16 protein-coding genes and 2 pseudogenes are annotated in these 21,660 nt (G+C 57.0%); 7 read left to right on the plus strand and 11 right to left on the minus strand.

The features are described from left to right. The first annotated feature begins 302 nt into the window (after positions 1-302). The gene (ltrA, locus tag VC35_RS15500; protein WP_221174488.1) at positions 303-1,412 is read left to right on the plus strand and encodes a group II intron reverse transcriptase/maturase; all 1,110 of its coding nucleotides are present in this window, start codon (positions 303-305) and stop codon (positions 1,410-1,412) included. 661 nt (positions 1,413-2,073) lie between these two features. On the opposite strand, the gene VC35_RS15505 is transcribed toward ltrA, so the two are convergent. The 10 genes and pseudogenes from VC35_RS15505 to VC35_RS15555 form a co-directional block, all read right to left on the minus strand. Further along, positions 2,074-3,240 (minus strand): acyltransferase family protein, encoded by a 1,167-nt coding sequence (locus tag VC35_RS15505; protein WP_046041231.1) that lies wholly within the window; start codon positions 3,238-3,240, stop codon positions 2,074-2,076. A gap of 376 nt (positions 3,241-3,616) precedes the next feature. After that, positions 3,617-4,183: a dTDP-4-dehydrorhamnose 3,5-epimerase gene (gene rfbC / locus VC35_RS15510; RefSeq protein WP_046041232.1), complete on the minus strand. Its 567-nt coding sequence runs from the start codon at positions 4,181-4,183 to the stop codon at positions 3,617-3,619. Beyond that, the gene (gene rfbA, locus VC35_RS15515; RefSeq protein WP_046041234.1) at positions 4,180-5,073 is read right to left on the minus strand and encodes a glucose-1-phosphate thymidylyltransferase RfbA; all 894 of its coding nucleotides are present in this window, start codon (positions 5,071-5,073) and stop codon (positions 4,180-4,182) included. The genes rfbC and rfbA overlap by 4 nt, the downstream gene beginning before the upstream one ends. Then, a complete protein-coding gene (gene rfbD / locus VC35_RS15520) occupies positions 5,070-5,963 on the minus strand; it encodes a dTDP-4-dehydrorhamnose reductase (protein ID WP_046041235.1) in 894 nt (297 codons plus the stop codon). The genes rfbA and rfbD overlap by 4 nt, the downstream gene beginning before the upstream one ends. A gap of 1 nt (position 5,964) precedes the next feature. After that, positions 5,965-7,035: a dTDP-glucose 4,6-dehydratase gene (gene rfbB, locus VC35_RS15525; protein ID WP_046041236.1), complete on the minus strand. Its 1,071-nt coding sequence runs from the start codon at positions 7,033-7,035 to the stop codon at positions 5,965-5,967. Positions 7,036-7,835: 800 nt separating this feature from the next. Further along, positions 7,836-8,264, minus strand: a complete 429-nt coding sequence (locus VC35_RS15530) for a hypothetical protein (protein ID WP_046041237.1) — start codon at positions 8,262-8,264, stop codon at positions 7,836-7,838. Beyond that, positions 8,261-10,152 (minus strand): annotated as a pseudogene (locus VC35_RS15535) (site-specific integrase). The gene VC35_RS15530 and the pseudogene VC35_RS15535 overlap by 4 nt, the downstream one beginning before the upstream one ends. Continuing rightward, positions 10,149-11,799: pseudogene (locus tag VC35_RS15540) on the minus strand (hypothetical protein). The pseudogenes VC35_RS15535 and VC35_RS15540 overlap by 4 nt, the downstream one beginning before the upstream one ends. Then, positions 11,699-12,148: a site-specific integrase gene (locus VC35_RS30040; protein ID WP_259674437.1), complete on the minus strand. Its 450-nt coding sequence runs from the start codon at positions 12,146-12,148 to the stop codon at positions 11,699-11,701. The pseudogene VC35_RS15540 and the gene VC35_RS30040 overlap by 101 nt, the downstream one beginning before the upstream one ends. A 424-nt stretch (positions 12,149-12,572) precedes the next feature. Continuing rightward, positions 12,573-13,070 carry a DUF6231 family protein gene (locus tag VC35_RS15555; RefSeq protein ID WP_046041242.1) on the minus strand — a complete coding sequence of 166 codons (498 nt, stop codon included), beginning with the start codon at positions 13,068-13,070 and terminating at the stop codon, positions 12,573-12,575. A 189-nt stretch (positions 13,071-13,259) separates the two neighbouring features. Here VC35_RS15555 and VC35_RS15560 point away from each other — a divergent pair, with 189 nt between their 5' ends. From VC35_RS15560 to VC35_RS15575, 4 genes are all read left to right on the plus strand, one after another. Continuing rightward, complete coding sequence (locus VC35_RS15560) at positions 13,260-13,949, plus strand: PA1041 family peptidoglycan-binding anchor lipoprotein (RefSeq protein ID WP_046041243.1); 690 nt, start codon at positions 13,260-13,262, stop codon at positions 13,947-13,949. Between the two features lie 89 nt (positions 13,950-14,038). Then, on the plus strand, positions 14,039-14,746 hold the full coding sequence (locus VC35_RS15565) for a PA1041 family peptidoglycan-binding anchor lipoprotein (protein WP_046041244.1): 708 nt from the start codon (positions 14,039-14,041) through the stop codon (positions 14,744-14,746). Positions 14,747-14,894: 148 nt separating this feature from the next. Next, a complete protein-coding gene (locus tag VC35_RS28970) occupies positions 14,895-15,173 on the plus strand; it encodes a DUF1145 domain-containing protein (RefSeq protein ID WP_080925321.1) in 279 nt (92 codons plus the stop codon). Further along, on the plus strand, positions 15,166-15,924 hold the full coding sequence (locus VC35_RS15575) for a hypothetical protein (protein ID WP_046041247.1): 759 nt from the start codon (positions 15,166-15,168) through the stop codon (positions 15,922-15,924). The genes VC35_RS28970 and VC35_RS15575 overlap by 8 nt, the downstream gene beginning before the upstream one ends. Before the next feature lie 178 nt (positions 15,925-16,102). Here the strand turns inward: VC35_RS15575 and VC35_RS15580 are convergent, their stop codons facing one another. Further along, positions 16,103-16,567: a CopD family protein gene (locus VC35_RS15580; RefSeq protein ID WP_046041249.1), complete on the minus strand. Its 465-nt coding sequence runs from the start codon at positions 16,565-16,567 to the stop codon at positions 16,103-16,105. A 368-nt stretch (positions 16,568-16,935) separates the two neighbouring features. On the opposite strand from VC35_RS15580, the gene dinG reads away from it, so the two are divergent. Together dinG and VC35_RS15590 are read left to right on the plus strand one after the other, a co-directional pair. Next, positions 16,936-19,080 carry an ATP-dependent DNA helicase DinG gene (dinG, locus tag VC35_RS15585; protein WP_007992389.1) on the plus strand — a complete coding sequence of 715 codons (2,145 nt, stop codon included), beginning with the start codon at positions 16,936-16,938 and terminating at the stop codon, positions 19,078-19,080. A gap of 96 nt (positions 19,081-19,176) precedes the next feature. Beyond that, positions 19,177-21,564 carry a beta-galactosidase gene (locus tag VC35_RS15590; protein ID WP_046041252.1) on the plus strand — a complete coding sequence of 796 codons (2,388 nt, stop codon included), beginning with the start codon at positions 19,177-19,179 and terminating at the stop codon, positions 21,562-21,564. Positions 21,565-21,660 lie beyond the last annotated feature (96 nt).

Below are 21,660 nucleotides of genomic sequence, written 5' to 3' on the forward strand. Positions count from 1 at the left end.
GCACTGCCGCCGGGGTAGTGGTGATGGCATGTACAGAAGAGAACTCATACGAAACAGGGGAAACCTGCCAGGGTGAAATGACCGTCAGACACGGCCATACAAACAGAGCGCCCGTGAGGGATGGCTCTGGCTCGGGCAGGTGGCGGATGGGCTCGTAGTATCGTTGAGGCCGGGTAATGCCGGAGTAGGAAAGGAGCCCTGGTTCAAGAGGGGACTACAAAGTAGCAAGAACGATGGGATTGGCCCCAGGCCTATTAACCCAAGTAAGAAATCGCGTTCGGAAGCTACAGCGTGCCCTGTATGTGAAAGCTAAGACAGAGCCAGACTTTCGCTTCTGCAGCCTGTGGGACAAAGTCTATCGAATCGATGTTTTGGTCATTGCCTACCAACGTTGCAGCGCAAACCGAGGCAGCCACGGTGTGGATGGTCAGCGATTCGAAGACATTGAAAGCATAGGGTCTATGGAGTGGCTGGCTCAGCTACGCGAGGAGCTGAAGTCGGGTGGATATCGACCTCAGCCCCTACGGCGGGTACGGATTCCCAAAAAGAACGGCAAACTTCGTTCCTTGGGAATTCCTTGCATTCGAGACCGCGTTGTTCAAATGGCCCTTAATCTCACACTCCAAGCGATTTTCGAAGCGGATATGCAGCCATCACAGTATGGTTTCAGACCTCGTCGAGATGCCAAGGAAGCCGTGAGGCAGGTGCACCATTACACCGCGCGGGTTGGGTTGAGAGACGTTGTCGATACGGATCTTCGTGACTATTTCAATACCATTCCACACGGGCCTTTGATGAAATGTCTGGCCCGGCGTATCTCGGATGGCAGGGTATTGCGGCTGATCAAGCAATGGCTTGAGGTGGCCGTTATCGAACTTATTGACGGAAAGCCTCGACGCACCAACGAAGTCAAGCACACGCACCGTGGCAGCGCTCAAGGATCGGTGATTTCGCCGCTACTAGCCAATGTGTATTTCAGGCGCTTCATTCTGGCCTGGGAAAAGTTTGGCTACGCCAGACGTCTGCATGCAAGGATTGTGAATTACGCGGACGATATGGTGATCTGCTGCCGCCCCGGCAGTGGAGAGCAGGCAATGGTGCTGATGAGTGGTTTGATGGCGCGGCTGGGGCTGACGGTCAACGAAGAAAAAACGGCGCTGGTAAAACTCCCGGAACAGTCACTCGACTTTCTGGGATACAACCTAGGCAGGCAATACGATCGTCATGGGAAAGCCTATATCGGCACTCAGCCTTCGAAAGGGGCGATGAAGTCGATTATTAGCAAAATCCATGACGAAACAGCGATTAGCATGACGTGGGATGCGGTAGAGCACCGGATAGCTGAACTCAACTCGATCCTTCGAGGCTGGGCTGGTTACTTCGATCAAGGGCCTGTGCTCAAGCACTACTGAATTCTGCAACGTTACACTGAACGCCGTATCCGACGCTGGTTGGTCAAGAAGCATAAGCGGCGAGGCCGCTCTGGGTACCGTCTATACCCATATGCATTTCTATATGGAAAGCTAGGCCTGCATCAGTTGCCTGTGCGAATGGCCGATGTGTCGAGTGCGAAGGTATATCGATTTCGGACGAAAGCCGGATGCGTTAGTAGCGCACGTCCGGTTTGACGAGCGGGGTGTGGAAACGGAGCGCGAGCCACCGCGCCACATCCCGACTCTACCGATGGGCACTGCCCCATCTTCCAGGTAGCGTGTCAGCGCTACCCAGCGTTTAAGGCAGCTCCAACCAGACGCCGAATAGATTTAGGCAAGCCAACTAACCATCATTGATCAGGGTTGCAAAAAAGGAGGGGACCATAGATTTTCGACTTTGGCCTCGGGACGCATAATGGTTGCGGGCTCCTGATGGGAACCGGGAGCACAGCATCAGGCTTCAACTGGCAGCTTTGTATGTGTACACGGTGGATCGCTTACAACCGGCATGCCAAGCATGCCTAGAATAAACGCCGAGGCTGCGGCCACGCGATGTGGCCAGTCTGGTCGTCTGCTTTTTATGAGTCGATACTACTCTGAATTGTACTCGAACAGGCACCAGCGGAGCTGTACGTTCCTTCTATGTACGATTGTCAATATTGCCGGGACGAGCTGTCGCAGCTGAGCCATAGAGGGATTTTTTCCGTAGAAAAGGTCTTTCAATGGCGAAGTAGGTAAACGTTGACATGGCCGAAACAATGAGGAGGATCAGAGGCAGCAGCAGAGCGAACCGGGAAAATGACGAGTCTGTAAAATTGTAGATAGGCAGGATTGAGAAGGTGAAGAACAGTAGGGTGCCGTGAAGTAGGTAAATACTGTAGCTGATCTCTCCAAGTGCTTTGAGTCCGGTCCTGCTTAGGATGCCGAATAGATCGTTTCCGAGGGAAAACATAAGGAAAGGGATGCCGAGAAGTAGCATCTGAGATATCGGGTAGGGTTCTTTGAAAAATAAGCTAAGCGCTATAGCAAGTAAGGCTATTGCTGAGCATATCGGCTTTTTTAAGTGGGGCAGTAGCGTGGGGAAATGATTTTTAATGAGTACCGGCACAAAGCCGATGATGAATAATGTGAAAAATTTGACGTCTACAGTGTTGCCGTAAATGTGCAGTAAAGCCAAGGTGCCGAGTAGGGATAAAACCAAGGTCGTACCTTGTGCCTTGAAGTTTGCAATCAGGGCAATGACAGGCAGTGAAATATAAAATAACCACTCGTACTTCAATGTCCAGTGAGCATAGGCGGTTATTAAATTGCTATCCTGGTAGCCATTAAAAGGGGATCCTAAAAAAATCAGCCATTTGTAGGTTTCTTTGATGATCGTGCTTGTTGGTGTGGAAATAAATCCTGTTTTATAGAGGCTGAGTACCATGACCAGAAACACAACAAAAATATACAGTGGATAAACTCTTTTGATCCTTGATTTTAGCAGGGTCGGCCAGTTCGGCTTTTTTTGATATATTTTATCGAAGAACAGGAAGCCCGTGATCATGAAGAACAGAGATACGGACACACTGCCCATGTTGTCAATGATAGGGCTGCCCGTCCGAGCCCAGTAACCCGTTGTCTTCCAGAAATAGGTGATCGTGAAGTGATGGCATACTACCGAGGTTGCTAGAAAACCACGGAGTGCATCAAGCGGAGAGGATCGCTTGAGTGTATCGGGGGAGAGAATTTTTATGTGACTGTACAGCTTATCCAAGAGGAAAATGCTCACCGCATACAGGGCAACGACTTCGAGGGTTTGCGACATTTTTTCCTTTGATAGCTCTCTTGGATTGCTATAAGTACCGGGCGAGAATTCTTGGTTTGTAAGTTTTTGCCTTACTCCACCACGATCCGATAATAATCGCGCTGATGTAGATTTGTGTGATCACATACATCAGCTAGGTTTTCGCCTCTGCTGACAAACCGGCGCAGCTGATCGAAAAAAGCATGGCCAGCCCCGGCGTGCTAGCCATGCAGTTGGCCACTGAATGCATCGATGGCTTGCTATTGCAGCACTTCTAAAAAATGCCCGGCCACAACGGTATCGATACCCCTTGACGACCCCTCGCCCGTACACGTCAGCGCATTACAAGGGATTTTGCACAAAATCTAGACCTGAAAACTCAGCCATTTGGCCAGCCTCATTTTCCCGCCTTGGTCAGTTCTGAAAACCGGCACGCTGCTTGGTCCTTGGCACTGACGATTGGTGCGAAGGACACTGGCCATTCAATCCCAATCGTTTCGTCATTCCACTGAATAGCGCCTTCCGACGCTTTATCGTAATAGTCTGTGGTCTTGTAAAGGAACTCAGTGTCGTCTTCCATCGAGAGGAAACCGTGGGCGAAACCTTCGGGAATCCAAAGCATTTTTTTGTTCGCAGCGGTGAGTTCGACCCCTGCCCATGCCCCATAGGTTGGGGAATCCGGGCGGATATCGACAGCTACGTCATAGGCAGAGCCTTTGACCACGCGTACCAGTTTGCCCTGAGCGTGCGGTGCCCGCTGGAAATGCAAGCCGCGTAGAACCCCTTTCGCCGAAGAAGAATGGTTATCTTGAACAAACGCACGCGGCGTTGGCAGGCCAAGGGCCTGCAGCGCCAAGTGAAACTGGGCTTCGTTGAAGGTTTCCATGAACCAGCCGCGTTCATCACTGAAGACGGTTGGCTCGATGATGACTACATCCGGAATCGAAGTTTGAATCAGCTTCATGTGTCGTTGGCCTCAGCCAGAATTTTCAGCAGGTATTGGCCGTAGCCCGTTTTCTTCAATTTTTCGCCCTGGGCCCGGAGCTCGTCCGGTGTGATCCATCCGTTTTGGAATGCAATTTCCTCAAGGCAAGCAACCTTCAAGCCCTGGCGCTGTTCGATGGTATGCACGAAGTGACTCGCCTCCAGCAGCGACTCGTGTGTACCTGTGTCCAGCCAGGCAAAGCCACGGCCAAGCATTTCAACGTTCAGTGAACCGTCTTCAAGGTAAGCACGGTTTACGTCAGTGATTTCAAGTTCGCCACGGTCGGAGGGCTTGATGTTCTTGGCTATTTCAACAACGCGGTTGTCATAGAAATACAACCCGGTCACTGCGTAGTTGGATTTTGGCTTGAGCGGTTTTTCTTCGATGCTAAGTGCGCGGCCTGTACTGTCGAACTCGACCACGCCGAAACGTTCGGGGTCCGACACGTGATAGCCAAACACAGTGGCGCCCGAAGGCTGCGACATTGCCACACTAAGATTTTGGGAGAAGTGATGGCCGAAGAAAATGTTGTCACCCAGGATCAGGCAGCATGGGTCCTGCCCGATGAATTCTTCGCCAATGATGAAGGCCTGGGCCAAACCGTCTGGGCTTGGCTGCTCGGCATAGCTCAACTGAATACCGTATTGACTCCCGTCACCCAGCAGTTTCTTAAAGCAAGGTAGGTCTTCAGGGGTGGAGATAATCAGAATTTCTTTCATCCCGGCAAGCATCAGAACTGACAACGGGTAGAAGATCATCGGCTTGTCAAAGATTGGAAGCATTTGCTTGGACACACCCAGAGTCAGCGGGTGCAGGCGCGTACCAGAGCCGCCAGCGAGGATGATGCCTTTGCGATTGATGACCGTCATTTGTCTAATACTTCCTTTAGCATCCGGGTTACTCCACTCTGCCAAGTGGGCAGATGGATGGAAAAAGTCTGGCGCAGCTTTTCAGTGTTGAGCCTTGAGTTCAGTGGGCGGCGTGCGGGCGTTGGGTACTGCTCGGTAGGGATCGGTGTGACGAGCTCATTTGCCAGGGGCAAACCGCTTTGACGGCCCATGTTGATCACAAGCGTGGCATATTCGTGCCAAGAGGTGAAGCCTGATGCGGCAAGGTGATAGATACCACACACGCTGTTGTCGTGTTTGGCCTGTCGGATCGCAATGGCAGTGACATCGGCAATCAGATCTGCGCCAGTGGGGGCACCAATCTGATCGGCGATCACCTTGAGCTCGGTCCGGTCAGTAGCCAGTTTGAGCATGGTGCGTGCAAAGTTGTTGCCTCGGGCACCATATACCCAACTGGTGCGGAAAATCAGGTAGTCGCACCCTGAAGCTTGTATGGCTTGCTCGCCTTCCAGTTTTGTAGCCCCGTAAAAGTTGACGGGGGCAACCGCATCAGTCTCGCGCCACGGCCTAACGTCCTTGCCATCGAAGACGTAATCGGTCGAGTAATGCACGAGCAGGCATCCCAGCCGCGCCGACTCCTGTGCGAGCAGCTTCACGGCTTGAGCGTTGATCAGGCGAGCGTTGTCTCGATCGGTTTCGGCCTTGTCTACAGCGGTGTAGGCTGCGGCATTGACGATAACGTCCGGGGAAATGTTGCGGATCGTCCTGCTCAGCAACTCCAGGTTGCCGAGATCGCCGCACAAACCGTCCACCGGATGCCTGTCAAGCGCCACCACTTCGCCCAGCGTCGCCAAAGCGCGTTGCAGTTCCCAGCCGACTTGGCCGTTCTTTCCGAGCAGCAGTATTTTCATGTCAGGCAAGACGCTCTGAATAGTTCTGATCGATCCAGGTCTTGTAGGCGCCGCTTTTCACATGTTCCACCCACTGCTGGTTATTCAGATACCACTCGACAGTTTTGCGGATGCCGGTCGCGAACGTCTCTTCTGGCACCCAGCCAAGCTCCCGCTGGATCTTCGCAGCGTCGATCGCATAGCGTTGGTCATGACCTGGCCGATCCTGAACGTAAGTGATCAGTTGGGCGTGTGGTACATGTGGCGAATTGGGGCGGAATTCGTCAAGCAGCTCACACAACTTGAGCACGACTTCGAGGTTCTTCTTCTCGTTGTGGCCGCCAATGTTGTACGTCTCGCCGATTTGTCCCTCGGTCACTACTGTATAGAGCGCTCGCGCGTGATCCTCTACATAAAGCCAGTCGCGCACCTGATCACCCTTGCCGTAGATAGGCAGGGGTTTGCCTTCCAGGGCGTTGAGGATCACCAGCGGAATCAGTTTCTCAGGGAAATGAAACGGCCCGTAGTTATTGGAGCAATTGGTGACGAGGGTCGGCAACCCGTATGTACGGGTCCAGGCGCGCACCAGGTGATCGGAGCTGGCCTTGCTTGCCGAGTAAGGCGAGCTTGGCTGATAGGGGGTCTCTTCCGTGAAGAGGTCTTCCGGACCTTCGAGGTCACCGTAAACCTCGTCGGTGGAAATATGATGGAAGCGAAACGTTATTTGCTGTTCTGGTGCAAGACCGTTCCAGTACTGACGACTGGCTTCGAGCAAGGTGTAGGTGCCGATGATATTGGTCTGGACGAAATCGGAAGGACCGCTGATAGAACGGTCGACATGAGACTCTGCCGCCAGGTGCATCACTGCGTCTGGACGATGCTGTGCAAAGACACGGTCGAGTTGTTCGCGATCGCAAATATCGATGCGCTCAAACGCGTAACGCTCATTGTCAGCCACATCCAGTAGTGATTCCAGGTTGCCTGCGTACGTCAGTTTATCGACGTTGACGACCGAATCACCCGTGTTGGCAATGATGTGACGCACCAATGCCGAACCGATGAACCCTGCACCTCCAGTAACGAGTATCTTCAATGTCTTCTTCCTGCTATCGAACACGCTTGCTCGCGCTATTCATGATTGATTTCATGCTGCTACCCACGGCAGGCGGCCATGAGTGAAGGGTCGCTGTCGAGCAGACCCGCGTTATGTGTTTCATGACGTCAGTGCAACAAACCTGAACGACATATGCTACCACCAGCCTGTGCGTTATTACGCCGCAGCGCATGGCATTGCGGCAACCGTATGGTTCATCGACCCTTCTGTCCTGTTTCACGCCAGGGCTGAATTTCAATTAGGGCCGAATCTTTTTCGATTTCTAGCGGGACTCATCCCGTTGCAAAGGTGATCGTGCTGCTAGCTCAGTGGCTGCCACTCTTCCTTCCGAGCATATCGCGTAGAGCCTCTTTGGGTCGTTTTTCGCCGTGTATCAATGTGACCCTGATCACGTCGAACACAAACTCATACCAACCTTTTCGATTGGTGTAAGCCTAATAGCCTTGCGCAGAAGTCATTGCGGCTCGAATTGTATATTGCTAATGCCCAAACTCGACATACTTGCATTGCATTGCATTGCATTGCATTAGGTTGGTCAAAACCTCCCGTCGTATCCGACGCCTGCAATCGATAATCACGACATTATGCCCGCTTTCGCCTGGCATGGCGTTGAGGCTGTTGACGAGTCGACCTCGGTAATACATGCACAAACCACCGTGGTTAAAAAGGAACAAAAGTGGTTTACACGGAGCAATATAGGCCTCGGTTACTAAGGATGTTTCTGTACTGACCTTTCTCTCGACGCAAAAGGGTGCGAATGCATGCTATGCAAAATCGACCTATCCATGCGGCTTCCTTGAAGTCAGCTCGACCACCTTAGGGTCGTTCATCTTAGCTTTGAGCACACGGTTCTCGTCCATCAGCACCTCGTTGATGGATGCGAGACTGGCGACCTTGGCCCGCAATTCCTCGATCTCCTGACGGTACGCTACGGACTTCTTGCGTTCCACAATCAAGTCTTGTTGTTTCACATCACGCATAGCGCGACTGGAGCGACCTTGAGCCTCTCGGATAACCTCGGCAATTCGTGGGTAGTGGTTGTGGATCAGCGCCGTCGATACGCCCGCCTCACGGGCGACTGCCGCGATGGTAACCTTGGATTCCTTAGTGTGGGCACGTCCCTTCTGGATGCGGAGGAGTGCAAGCTTCAGATCCTTCTCGCGATCTTCAGCAGGCTTGTAGTTGGCCGTTTTGTCCTTGAGTTTCATGCGATTAAAGTCTCCCGGTCCATTCCCAACTGTATCAGTACTTCACGGCAGCGATTCAGGTTGCGTTCAACGCGCTGATGACCGCCCTCGCCAATGTCCGGGCAATGCAGCAACCCTTTCAAATCATCGTAGAGTCGCTGGTAGATGGGCGCGTGGCCACGTCCAATCACGGCATGGTTACAGTCGCCGCAGTGGGTACATTCAAGGGTGTTGCCGACGCCACCGTCATTGTCCGCCGTGCACCAGGCATGGCCGTTGCTACGGATTGCGGTACTCTCACTAATGGACTTCAGCATCGAGGCGTGATCCTTGAAGATCAGCAGGTTCTGAGGCTCTCGCTGCCACTTCTTCAGCGTGTTGCCATAGCCCCCGGCCAAGGGTTCGTCACCTAGCCATTTGTCTACGACGCTGAGTTTTATGTCTTCCACCTCACCTTGAATATCGGCGTACAGTTCAAGGTCCAGCTGTTGTCCCCAGCTATCGTCCATGGCGTAGCCCAAGGTCGTGTCCAACGACCAGTGCGCGTAATGCTCTTTGAGGTAGCGCAGGTCGCCGAAACGGCTGTGCGCGGCATAGTTGGCGAACTTGCGGCGGAATTGATGGGTAGTGAGGTTCCAACTCAGACCGCAATCCTTCGTGAATGCCTTAAGGCGCTCATTCCAAGTTCTGTTGCAAAGCGTGCGTGCCTGATTGGTTTTTAGATCCACAGCGATAAAGAGCGCATGGCGGTGCTTCTGTGCCTCCACGATCTGCGGATCATATGGATTGGCGCGTCTCCGCTGCATGATTTCGGCGGCGATCATGGCCTGATAGGGGGGGCGCTCCAGCGCTCCATCAGGCGCAGGGCGCGCTAAGCGGCTTCGGGGATCATCCAGTCATGCACACCAGCATCGGTTTTTTCCGACCGAGAGCGCATCCAGTGGTATATGGTGCCTTCATCGTCCTCGGTGCGGTGGTGTGCGCCTGACTGTAGGTTGGTCAGCTCATGGTTTCGACAGCCGGAGGTGCTGGCTACGACGATGTAACAAGACGTCCGCAGATCGAGTAGTGCCTTATTGAGTGAGTTCAGACCGCCCTCCCAACCAAGGGAGCCAAGCTGAAGGTTCTTGGCAGCATAGACGGTACTGGTAGGTTGCCCTTTTCGCTGCGTTGTTAGAGCATCCAATGCATCCCGGAGATCAAGCAGTTGCTGACCACGTTCAACTTGCTGGTAGGCTCGCTCGAACAGAATGCAGAACACATCATCGGGAATCAGATGTGTTTTGCTGCTGTAATTGAGTCCACGGCCGGTGAGCCCTGCCAATGCCGCCGCTGAAGTCTCGGGCCATGGATGCTTCGGCATCCGGTCGTCGGTGTATTGACTGAGCTCATGGAGCGCTTCGACGGCTCGGAAACGGGATTCCATTCCACTTTGCGAAAGTGGCTTACCCTTAAACTGCATGGTTTGCCCATACGCCTTGCGGGTGTTCACATAGGTCCCGCAGACCATGGGCGTCGTCGCGCCAATGTGATCGAGCTTAAGCGCCTCTAATTGGCGTAAAAATGGCAGTGCACATAGGAGTAAGTTTTTTATCGCGCCGCCTTTAGGTCGCACGCCGTTTTTGCGCCCACGTCGTAGGTAGCGGTACAACATCGCCTTCATCACCACTCGAAACGCCGGCGGTACGGTGCTGAAGTCCAGCCGCCGCCTGCTCATAGGCACGTTGCTCGTGAAACCGACGAGTTGCCACGTAATATCTCCGTAGCGGCTGAGGATGACCCACTTTCCATCGACCTGAGTGCTGCTGACAATTAGGGCGTCGCGTTCGAATTCGGAAAGTCCACGCACATCGCCAGGTTGGGCTGCAAAGGAGGCACAGGTTGTTGCCACCGAGTTGTTTTCGCTCATGCAAAGACTTCAAGGCTGTCAATCAGATCAACCGACCAGAATGGATGCGGTAGGGTGCGGGCATGCTCACGGGCGGCCGCCACGACGGCGGCCTTGAATGTGCCGCGACGAAGACCCTCTGCAACGATGTAGTGGTCGATTAAACGAGGGATGTGGGCGTACTCTCGTGCCCAGCGTCGCTTGTTCATGCGCGAGCGCTCGGCTAGCACGCGGAAGTAGAAACTGAACAGTTTGTACAGATCCTCGGCGGTCACTGCATAGTGACTGCACCGCAGGCAGTTTATGAAGTTCATGCAGGTCGCGCCCTCGCGCTTCGGAGCGTACTGGCCCTTCACTGGATCGGAGCAGTGGCCCATCGGGGTATTCTTATAGGTCGCTCCAATGGTCTGGGTTAGCAACTCCTGCACCAATACCTCACCCATGAACTGCCAGTTGCGATGGGCAACTTCGCCTGGCGCCAAGTAATTTTGGTCGGCTACCCGCAGGGTATTGCCGAGGGCCGCGGCAGTGGTCGCCAAATCGCCATCGGTCAGCTCGAAGATGCGGTTGGCGAAGGTCTTGCGCAGGCGCGAGATGTTAATGCGCAATGGCTTTCTATCGCTATCTGTCAGGTTATAGCGAGCTACAAGGCTGATTACTGCCCCTATCAACGATGAGTCATTCAACGCAATGACTTCGCCGGCATTGCTCCTGGAGCGACTGCGAAACAGCCACACGCGGCCCTTGAGGTCGATCGGAGCCACTGCATTGAGTCATCACGCGACGGATCAGCCGTTCCACAGTGGTCCTGACGCTCGGCGTGGACTCCAAAAGGCGTTCGGCGTCTGACGCGGCGCGGAGGGCCACTTTGCTGGAGCTGTAACCACGCCGTTTCCATAGCACCAGGAACACGGTGTTGTCCTTAGGGTGCGGGCGCAGGCAGTCGCGGCCCATTTCCAGCAATAGCGTGGTATTTCGCCCAGTGTGCAGTGCTACGACTAGCAGGATAAGGCTTAGGAGTTCACCGGTCACATGTGCATCGTCGTCCCAGATCGGCTTGATGGCCTGCCGCAGCGCCACGGTTAACGCTTGATGCTCGCGCTTGGACAGCGCGGTCTCGCCATTAGCCTTGCGGTTGATGTTCGGAAAGGGATTATTCGGAAAAGTGGCCGCATCGCCAGAGGTGACCAGGTTGATCCGCCCACGCCGCCCTAAGGCAAGCAGTACGGACTTGATCTTCGCGTAGTGGTTCTTCTGACTGATAGTTGCCACGCCTAGCCCAGCGAGATGGCCGAGATAACCGTCGATCAGGTCGCGGGTTACATCGGCCAAAGCCAATTCTCGGCCAAATGCCGTCGCTCGCACCATGCAGTAGTCGAGGAAATAGCGCAGTCCGTCACAGTAGCCAGCCACCGTGCTGGTCACGAGGACTGCCTCCCCATCAGAGAGGAAGCGCTCGATCTGGAGCTGGCAGGCGTAGGTGATGGGGTCAATGCCAGCGCCGTACCAGCGGGCAAAATCGAAGCTACGGCTGGTGGTGGCGTTCCGCCTGAACTTGATCAAGGTGTTACTTGGCGGAATGGCCTCGGGCAGGATGACCACATTGCCTGCCATGTCGCGGCTGTACTCGATTTGCGGGACGCTGAGGTCGGTCTTTGTAAACCCCATAAGGTTCCCCGGACTTATTGAGGAACAACGCCTTTTGCGGGTTCTTGCTCAGCGAGGCACGCTCGCTGCGCACCTTCGTCACATAGCGATAGAGATCGGATATGAATCGGCGACTAACGTGAATATCTCGCCGCTTGCTGCCTTTGGTCACCATGCCACTGCCGTCAAACGGATCGAGCCGAATGAGCAGGTTGCGATCGGTTTGTCCAGCCTTGTCCGGGTCGAAAACATAGACCGGCGGGAAGGCAGCGATTTCCTCGCGGCGAAGGCCCGTATACAGCGCTAGGCGCACCATCATCCGATGATGGGGGTTCTCCGCTGCGGTCAGGAGCGATTTGATCTCGGCCATGCTCAGAAACTTGGGCAGGGTCTTTTAGGTAAGGGGCATTACATCGTTTGCCATGGTCTTGCCCCCACTGGCATCTACATGCGCAAGGAAGCTCGCTTCACGCTTTACGTTGCGTTCTTCGTAGGTGAAGGGCACACGCTTCACCCACCCCTCCTTTTGACGGGGATACAACTCTCCATCGAGTCCCACAGAAGAATGGGGAATCCCGGGTAAGGTTGCCCAGCAATCACAAAATCTTGAGTTGCCCTCACAAGCTCCATCAACCATCCCCTGCATTGACCAGACACCCAATCCCTGAAGTCTGCTTTTACAGATTCAGGGCCATTAGATCGCCCCTTAATCACCAGCTCAGACAATGAGTTCGTAAGGGGCTGCCTTCTAATACAATGGGAATCTAACGCTTGCAAGGTGTCAGATCATTGCATTACCACCAGTATTTCCCGAAGTTTTCCGGATTGGCCCAGAATCGCGAATTGAGCCAGTCGGGGACTTGTTTGTATTCAAGCAGATCATAGGTGAACAGGGTCAGGACCTGTTCGTCCCTCTGAAAGCGTTCGCTGGCTTGCAGAGCCAGGGAGAAAAAGTCCGTTTCCTGCCAGCCGCAGGCCGGGAGATCCGCCAGCACTGCGATGCGGCTGGCGTTGAGGTTGCGGATGCCGCCCAGCAGGTTCAGGCCGTCGCGCTTGGGCAAATGCTCCAGGCAATCGACCACCAGGGCCAGGTCGAAACGGCGGGCAGCCAGCTCGGCGGGCAATGGCCCGGGGGCAGCGAAAGCGACGCAGCTGTCCGGGTGAGCGAGCTTGAAAGCCTCCAGTGCCGGGAATTCGCTGGCGCCGATCAACAACAGGCGTGCGGGGGCATATCGGTCAAGTAACGCGGCCAGTGCCTGTTGTGGCGTGCGTGAAGAAATACCTGCAATCATCGAAGATCCTCAATCAGATCTGCCAAGACTAGCCTGCCCTAACGTTCGGGCCTAGAGCGCCCTGACGACAAAAGCGCCAACCTGCCGTTAATACGCGAATAAACAGCATGGCCTATTGCTGGCGGAGTTTAAAACTCGGGTCTTTACTACCTGAATCGGTTCTAAGCCGATCCAACAGGAGAAAACTAGATGAGCATAGTTCGGACAGCATTACCCTTGGTTCTGTTAACCAGTGTCTTGACTGGTTGCGCAGGTTTGCAGAAAACCGACTGGCCGACCTGTGCGGCGGTTGGTGGTGTCGTGGGGGCGGGCCTCGGTGCGACCGAAAGCTCGGCATGGGCAGGGTATGGTGCTCTGCTCGTCGGCGGTACGGCAGCGGCTTATTGCTGGGTACACGGTGATGGCGACGAAGACGGCGATGGCGTGCCGGATAGTCGCGACAAGTGCCCAGGCACGCCAAAAGGCGTTCAGGTCGATGCCAACGGTTGCCCTCCTCCAGCACCTGTGGTCGAAGAGGCGGTTGTGGTCAAGGAAGAAACCATCGTCATTCGCGATGTCCACTTCCAGTTTGATAAAGCCACGCTTACCTCGTCCGACAAACAGGTACTCGACAAGATTGCCACTCGCTTGAAAGCCGAAGCCCCTACCGCTCAACTGACCGTGACCGGCCATACCGACAGCGTGGGCAGTGACACCTACAACCAGAAACTGTCGGATAAACGCGCCCACTCGGTGGTTGAATACCTCATCGAGCAAGGCGTACCTCGCAGCAACTTCGTGTCGGTTGTCGGTGCCGGTGAAAGCCAGCCGGTTGCTGACAACAAAACCGCTGACGGTCGTGCTCAGAACCGTCGCACCGAAATCAAAATCCAGCGTTAAGCCCCCTCGCATCCGCGCCTTGTGCAGTCGCGGATGCGGGTCTTTACTCCTGTGTAACCGGTATGGGCCGGTACACAGGAGCTTTCAATATGATCGTTCTCACAAGGACCGTCTTGCCGGTTCTGCTACTTGGCAGCCTCTTGACCGGCTGCGCGACCCACAGTGATGGCACTGCCCCCCTCAATCAACGCACCTGGCCAATTTGCAGCCTCATCGGCGGCCTGGTCGGTGGTGGTCTGGGCGCAATCGAGAGTGGTGCCTGGGCCGCGGGTGGGGCTGCACTGGGTGTCTTGTCCGGCGGCTTGATCTGCTATGCCCAGGATGGCGACGAAGACGGTGACGGCGTTTTCGACCGGCGCGACCGTTGCGCTGATACTCCTGCCAATACCCCGGTCGACCATCGCGGTTGCCCGGCGCCGCAGTACCCGGACAGCGTCCAGGCCGAGCCTGCGCAATCCGAAGTCATTACGCTGAGCGATGTACTGTTTGTCTTCAATCAATCCGACCTGACCCCGACGGCGAAGAGTCAACTGGACGCGTTGATGAGCAAGTTCGAGGATGCCGATGTGGTCAGCATCAAGGTGGTCGGCCATACCGACAGCGTCGGTTCGGATGCCTATAACCAGAGCTTGTCGGAGCGGCGTGCCAGCAGCGTGGCGGAATACCTGTTGAGCCAGGGTGTGGCGCCGAACAAAGTCACCAGCGAAGGCAAGGGCAAGAGCCAACCGATTGCTGACAACGAAACAGAAGAGGGCCGTGCGAAAAACCGTCGTGTGGAGCTGCATATAAACCGCTGAGCCAAGAGATAGAGCCGTCGGGCGACGGGTGTGATCGCTGCGACGGCCGTTTGGCGGCCTTCATGAAGATTTTTCCGTTGCCCTCTGGCTTATCCCGCGTGGAAGCCGTTACTGTGCGCGCAAACAATAATTCTCATCGGGGGCGCGTATGAAAGTCATATGGGGACTGGGGCGGTTACTGACCTTGCTGTTCTGGGCGGTAGTGCTGGTCAATCTGCTTACACCGTTTGTCTTTCCGCTGCACCCGTTGGTCAACCTGGCCGGTGGCCTGTTGGGAGTCATCCATCTTCTGGAAGCGTTGCTGTGCTATCGCAGCCTTCGAGGTCGCGCACATCCCTGGCTTGACCGCCTGAAGATCGTCATTTTTGGCGTATTCCATCTGCAAACCATTCCAGCCCCCACCGCTTCGAAGGCTTCCCATGCGTAAACTCTGTCTGCTCGCCGCACTCATCAGCCCATTGGCCAGCGCTCAGGTGGTGAGTGTCGAAACCAACTCGCTGATGCGCTTGCCCAACACCGCCAGCGCCCTGCAACTGGAACGCCTGGAAGTGGCCGATTACGGCACCTTGCTGATTCCTTCAAACGTCACGGAAGTCACCGTGGGTGAATTGCATCTGGGGCGTGAAGCGCGCATTGCCATCGTGCCGGGAGAACAGGCGCTGGCCCTGAAGGTCCGTCGCGCTGATTTGTCCGAAGGCAGCCAGATCACCTCCCGTGGCGCCCCCGGGACTTACCAGAAGGCCGCTCGATCCGGGCGCAACCTTGATTTGCAGATCAAGGCACTGAACGCAGCGCAATTGATCGTTGATGCTCGCGGTGGTGCGGGCGCACCGGGGTTCGTTGGACTTGATGGGGGCAACGGCCAGGAACCGGGCTGCACCTGGGGTCAGGCGGGGCGCGGTGCCGATGGCAGTGATGGTAGCAATGGCCAGCCGGGAGCACCGGGGGCGCTGGTCAAGCTGGCAGTACCGCACGACTTCCCGGCAGACCGGATCAAGGTTCAGGTAGCCGGCGGTGCCGGTGGCCTGGCCGGCCCTGGCGGCAAACCGGGTGCGGGTGGCAAGGCCAAGGGCTGCCTGATCTACAAGGCCGATGGCGGCAAGAGCGGTAAACCCGGGGTTGATGGTCAGCCTGGGCCGGAAGGCGCGGCGGGTTTGGTGACCGTGCAGCGGTTGTAAGCAACACCGAGAGCCCTGTGGCGAGGGGGCTCGCCCCCGTTCGGCTGCGAAGCAGTCGTAAAACCAGACACCGCTAACCTTCAGCAGTATTGCGATTGCCGGAATTGGGGCCGCTTCGCAACCCAACGGGGCGATGCGGCGTTCCGACAAGCCCCCTCGCCACAAAAGCTCGGCAGATTCAAAACATCGGCCGAGCCGCAGCAATCGCCACCAAAGCCAACCCCACCAACAGATTGATCCCCACCAACCGACGAATCCGCCCCAGTATCGCTGCACCGGCTGGCCAATCCTGCTCGGCCACGGCGGTGCGCAGTTCCGGCAGCATCAGCGCCTGAATGCGGATAAACAGCGCGGTCATCACCAAATACAGGCCCATCATCACCTGCACATAACGCGGCGCGGCTTCAAAACCATTGAAATGCATATGCAGCATGCCCACGCCGCTGACTGGCAACAGCACCACCGCCACCCAGACCCAGCGGAAAAAACCTTGAAACACCTCTACCCACAGCTTCAGCCGGGCAGGGCCTTCAAGTGCCTTGATCGCGGCGGGGCGCAGGACCATCCAGGCGAAAAACATGCCGCCGACCCAGACCAGGGCCGCCAGTACATGCAGGCTATAAATGAGGCTAAAAGGTGTCATTGGGTTACTCCGTTCTGCGCGGGATTCATTAGCGGGGTATGATAGCGGCCGATTCAGGGGGCGTTCTCAGTTAGTTTCCGCGCCGCGCCGGGTCTGCTGTTGTGCAGGGCAAGGCGCGAGAAGCGTAGTTTGGTCATTCCAAATAAGCTTCGAGCAACGCAGCCCTGCACAACAGCAGGCCCGGCCCTTCGGGTTGTGCCTTAAAGCGAGCCAGACTGCGTTGCAGGCCTTGGAAAGGGAACAACCATTCCCAGCGGCCTGCGCCTTGCCTGGCTCGCTTTAAGGCGACAACGCGGCGTGGAAACTAACTGAGAACGCCCTCTCAAACTACTGAAAATTTATCCAGCGTTTTTTGCGCCCGACAATCCATGATCAGCACTGAACTCAAAACCACGATCCAGGGCGCCTACTCGCGTTTTCTCGAAGCCAAGAGCCTCAAGCCGCGCTACGGCCAACGCCTGATGATCGCCGAAGTCGCCAAGGTCCTGGGTGATATCGACACCGACGACGAAGGCCGGCGCAGTGGCGACCCCGCGATTGTCGCGGTGGAGGCCGGCACCGGTACCGGCAAGACCGTGGCCTACAGTCTGGCAGCGATTCCCACGGCGAAGGCCGCGGGCAAACGCCTGGTGATCGCCACGGCCACCGTGGCCCTGCAGGAGCAGATCGTCTACAAGGACTTGCCTGACCTGATGCGCAACAGCGGGCTGAATTTCAGCTTTGCACTGGCCAAGGGACGCGGGCGCTACATGTGCCTTTCCAAGCTCGACATGTTGCTCCAGGAAGGTCACGCGCAAACCGCCACGGCGCAGTTGTTCGAAGAAGAAGGTTTCAAGATCGAGGTCGATGAGGCCAGTCAGAAGCTGTTCACCAGCATGATCGAGAAGCTCGCCGGCAATAAGTGGGACGGCGACCGCGACAGTTGGTCTACCGCCCTGGAAGACGCCGACTGGGCGCGCCTGACCACCGACCACAGCCAGTGCACCAACCGTCATTGCCCGAACTTCGGCCAGTGCGCCTTCTACAAGGCCCGCGAAGGCATGGGCAAGGTCGACGTGATCGTCACCAACCACGACATGGTGCTGGCCGACCTGGCCCTGGGCGGCGGCGCCGTGCTGCCGGACCCGCGCGACACCATCTACGTGTTCGACGAAGGCCATCACCTGCCGGACAAGGCCATCGGCCACTTCGCCCATTACACGCGCCTGCGCTCCACTGCCGACTGGCTGGAAACCACCGCCAAGAACCTCACCAAGCTTCTGGCCCAGCACCCGCTGCCGGGGGACCTGGGCAAGTTGATCGAACAGGTGCCGGAGCTGGCGCGGGAGATCAAGACCCAGCAGCAGTTCATGTTCACCGCCTGCGAGCAGATTGCCGATTTCAAACCCGGCGAAGACGTCGAAGGCCGCGAGCGCCCGCGTCACCGTTTCGTCGGCGGGGTGATTCCCGAGCACATGCGTGAAATGGGCATCGAACTGAAGAAAGGCTTCGCCCGCCTGACCGATTTGTTCACCCGCCTGACCGAGTTGCTCAAGGAAGGCATGGACGGCGAGGTCAACATCGGCATCGCCAGCAACCAGGCCGAAGAGTGGTATCCGCTGTTCGGCAGTCTGTTGTCGCGTTCTTCCGGCAACTGGGAGCTGTGGACCGCCTTCACCGTCGAAGACCCGGAAGACAACCCGCCGATGGCGCGCTGGCTGACCCTGGCCGAAAGCGGTTCGCTGTTCGATATCGAGGTCAATGCAAGCCCCATCCTCGCGGCGGAAATGCTTCGCCGCAACCTGTGGAACGTGGCGTATGGCTGCCTGGTGACGTCAGCGACCTTGACGGCCCTCGGCACTTTCGACCGCTTCCGCATGCGCGCCGGTCTGCCGAAAAAGGCCGTGACGGCAGTAGTGCCAAGCCCGTTCCATCATGCGGACGCCGGTGTGCTGCGGGTGCCGAACCTGAACGCCGATCCCCGTGATGCAGCTGCGCATACCGCCGCGATCATTCGTGATCTGCCGGAGTTGGTCGAAGGCTCGCGGGGCACGCTGGTGCTGTTTTCCTCGCGTAAACAGATGCAGGACGTGTTCGACGGCCTGGACCGCGACTGGCGCAAGCAAGTGTTCATCCAGGGCAACCTGTCGAAACAGGAAACCCTGAACAAGCACAAGGCGCGGGTCGATGGCGGGGATTCCAGCGTGTTGTTCGGCCTGGCGAGCTTCGCCGAAGGGGTCGACTTGCCCGGTGCCTATTGCGAGCACGTAGTGATCGCGAAGATTCCGTTTTCGGTACCCGATGATCCGGTCGAGGCCGCACTGGCCGAGTGGATCGAAGCCCGTGGCGGCAATCCGTTCATGGAAATCTCCGTGCCGGACGCCTCGCTGAAGCTGGTCCAGGCCTGCGGCCGCTTGCTGCGCACCGAAGAAGACCGCGGCACCATCACCTTGCTCGACCGGCGCCTGGTGACTCAGCGCTATGGCAAAGCCATCCTCAATGCGTTGCCGCCGTTCCGTCGAGAAATTTCCTGAAGCACCGGTGGGCAGTTTTGCCCGCCGCGTTGTCTATCTCTCTGCCATCGCTTTTCCACTGGCCCATTGAAGGTCGTTAGGGAGAATTTCGTTCTCATGATTTGCCGTTCGTTGCCTGCTGTTTTTGCCCTGATGTTCGCAACACCGCTATTGGCCGCCCCCGCCAGCCAGCAGACGCTGTTCAACTTTGTGCGCCCCGCTGACGTGGTCCAGGTGGTGACTCAGGACGCCAGCCTGCCGCAATCCAACGCCGAGCAAACCCCCGAGGGCGAAGTGCTGCGCCGGGTGACGTTCAACCCGGTCGCCCGGCCGACTTTGCGCCTGACCCCGCAAACAGGCGCCTGGGACTGGTCGCAGTCGGGCGTCATGAGCCTGCGGATCCAGAGCGCGATGAACTGGGCCTTGACCCTGTATGTGACTATCCAGAGCAACGATGGCAAGACACTGGTCAGCCGCGTTGATTTGCCGGCGGGGCCTGCGCAAACCCTGTTGGTGCCTTTGCAAGCGACATCACCGCTGAGCCAGGGCATGAAGGCTGGTCCACCGATGCCGATGACCGTCGAGGGCCAGCGTGTGTTGTTGGCCAGTAGCGCCGGCGAACTGGATCGCAGCCAGGTGGTGTCGGTGAGCTTGTCGATGGACCAGCCCAAAGCCGCGCAAAGCATCTTGCTGGAACGCTTTGGTGTGCAGGACGGCGAGTCGGTCACCCAGGCCGTGTATGGCGGGTTGGTGGATGCTTACGGCCAGTCGAGCCGGGCCAAATGGCCGGAAAAAATCAGCAGCGACGAACAACTGAAAAGTGCCGCGAGCAAGGAGCAGCAGCAACTGAAAACCTGGCTGGTCGAGCGCGAAAAGTCCTCCCTGGACAAGTTCGGTGGTTTGACCAAAGGCCCGTCATTCAAGGCCAGTGGCTTTTTCCGCACCGAGAAACGTGACGGACGCTGGTATCTGGTGACGCCGCAAGGCCATCCGTTTTATTCGCTCGGGGTTAACACCGTCGCTGCAGACGTCAACCCGACCTACGTTGCCGGTCGCGAGTGGATGTTCGAATCCCTGCCCAAAGCAGATGACGCACTCGCCAGCCACTACGGCGAAGGTGACAACCGTGGCGGCAACGGTGCCGATCAAGGGCGTGGCTACAATGCCGGGCGCTGGTACGACTTCTACGGTGCCAACCTGCAGCGTTTGTATGGCGATCCGTGCGTGAAGGGTGGCGATACCAAGGCGGATGCGATTGAAGCGACGGTAGCGCAAGCCGCTGAGCAAAAACCTGCCGAACTGTGCAAGGCGCTGTTCGACGAACAGCGCTGGGCCAGTCACACCCTTGATCGCTTGCAGGCCTGGGGTTTCAACACTATCGGCAACTGGAGCGCACCCGTACTGGGCGACGCTGATCGCTTGCCCTACACCTTGCCGCTGTCGATCGTCGGTGACTACGCCAGCATCAGCACCGGCACCGACTGGTGGGGCGGCATGCCCGACCCGTTCGACCCGCGTTTCGCCATGGCCACCGAGCGTGCAGTGGCGATTGCTGCCCGCGACCATCGTGACGATCCGTGGCTGATCGGTTACTACGCAGACAACGAACTGGCCTGGGCCGGTCCCGGCGACGACCCGAAAGCCCGTTATGCGCTGGCCTACGGCACCTTGAAAATGACCACTGACGTGCCGGCCAAGCGCGCATTTCTCAAGCAACTGCGTGACAAGTACCGCAATCAGGCCGGCCTGTCGAAGGCCTGGGGCATTGATCTGCCAGCCTGGGAGCTGATGGAAGATCCAGGGTTCGAGCCACCGCTCCCGAGCGCCGAGCACCCGGAAATCGAAGCCGACTTCAAATACTTCCAGAAGGTCTTTGCCGACACTTACTTCAAGACCATCTCCGACTCACTCAAGTGGCACGCGCCGAACCAGTTGCTGCTCGGTGGCCGTTTCGCGATCAGCACGCCGGAAGCGGTGGAGTCCTGCGCCCAGTATTGCGATGTGTTGAGCTTCAACATGTACACCCTGCAACCCCAGGATGGTTACGACTTCACCAAGCTGCGCAGTCTCGACAAACCGGTGCTGATCACCGAGTTCAATTTCGGTTCGTCTGATCGTGGCCCGTTCTGGGGGGGCGTCACGCCATTGGCCAAGGAGGAAGACCGCGGTCCGGCGTACGCCAACTTCCTCAAGCAGGCATTGAGCGAGCCGTCGATTGTCGGCGTGCATTGGTTCCAGTATCTCGATCAACCGGTCACCGGGCGCCTGCTTGACGGTGAAAACGGCCACTTCGGGTTGGTGGGCATCACTGATCTGCCGTTCCAGGGATTTGTCGACAGCGTGCGCAAGAGCAACCTGGCGACAGTCGAGCAATTGGGCAAAGAGGCCGAGAAGGCTGCGGCCGCCGCCGACAAAGCCAGCCACGACGCCGAGGGCGGCCGCAAGGCCGAAGCCGGCAAGGGGCCGGGGAAGGGCGCTGGCGGGCATTCTGGCAAAGGCCATTAATCCCTCGCCACAAAAGCTTGGTGGCAAGACAACCATCCGGCCCAACCCTGTTCCCAAAACCCTCAAGGGCTGGAACAATGCCGACCACTTTGTAGA

This window comes from Pseudomonas fluorescens, from assembly GCF_000967965.1.
GTDB lineage: Bacteria > Pseudomonadota > Gammaproteobacteria > Pseudomonadales > Pseudomonadaceae > Aquipseudomonas > Aquipseudomonas grandcourensis.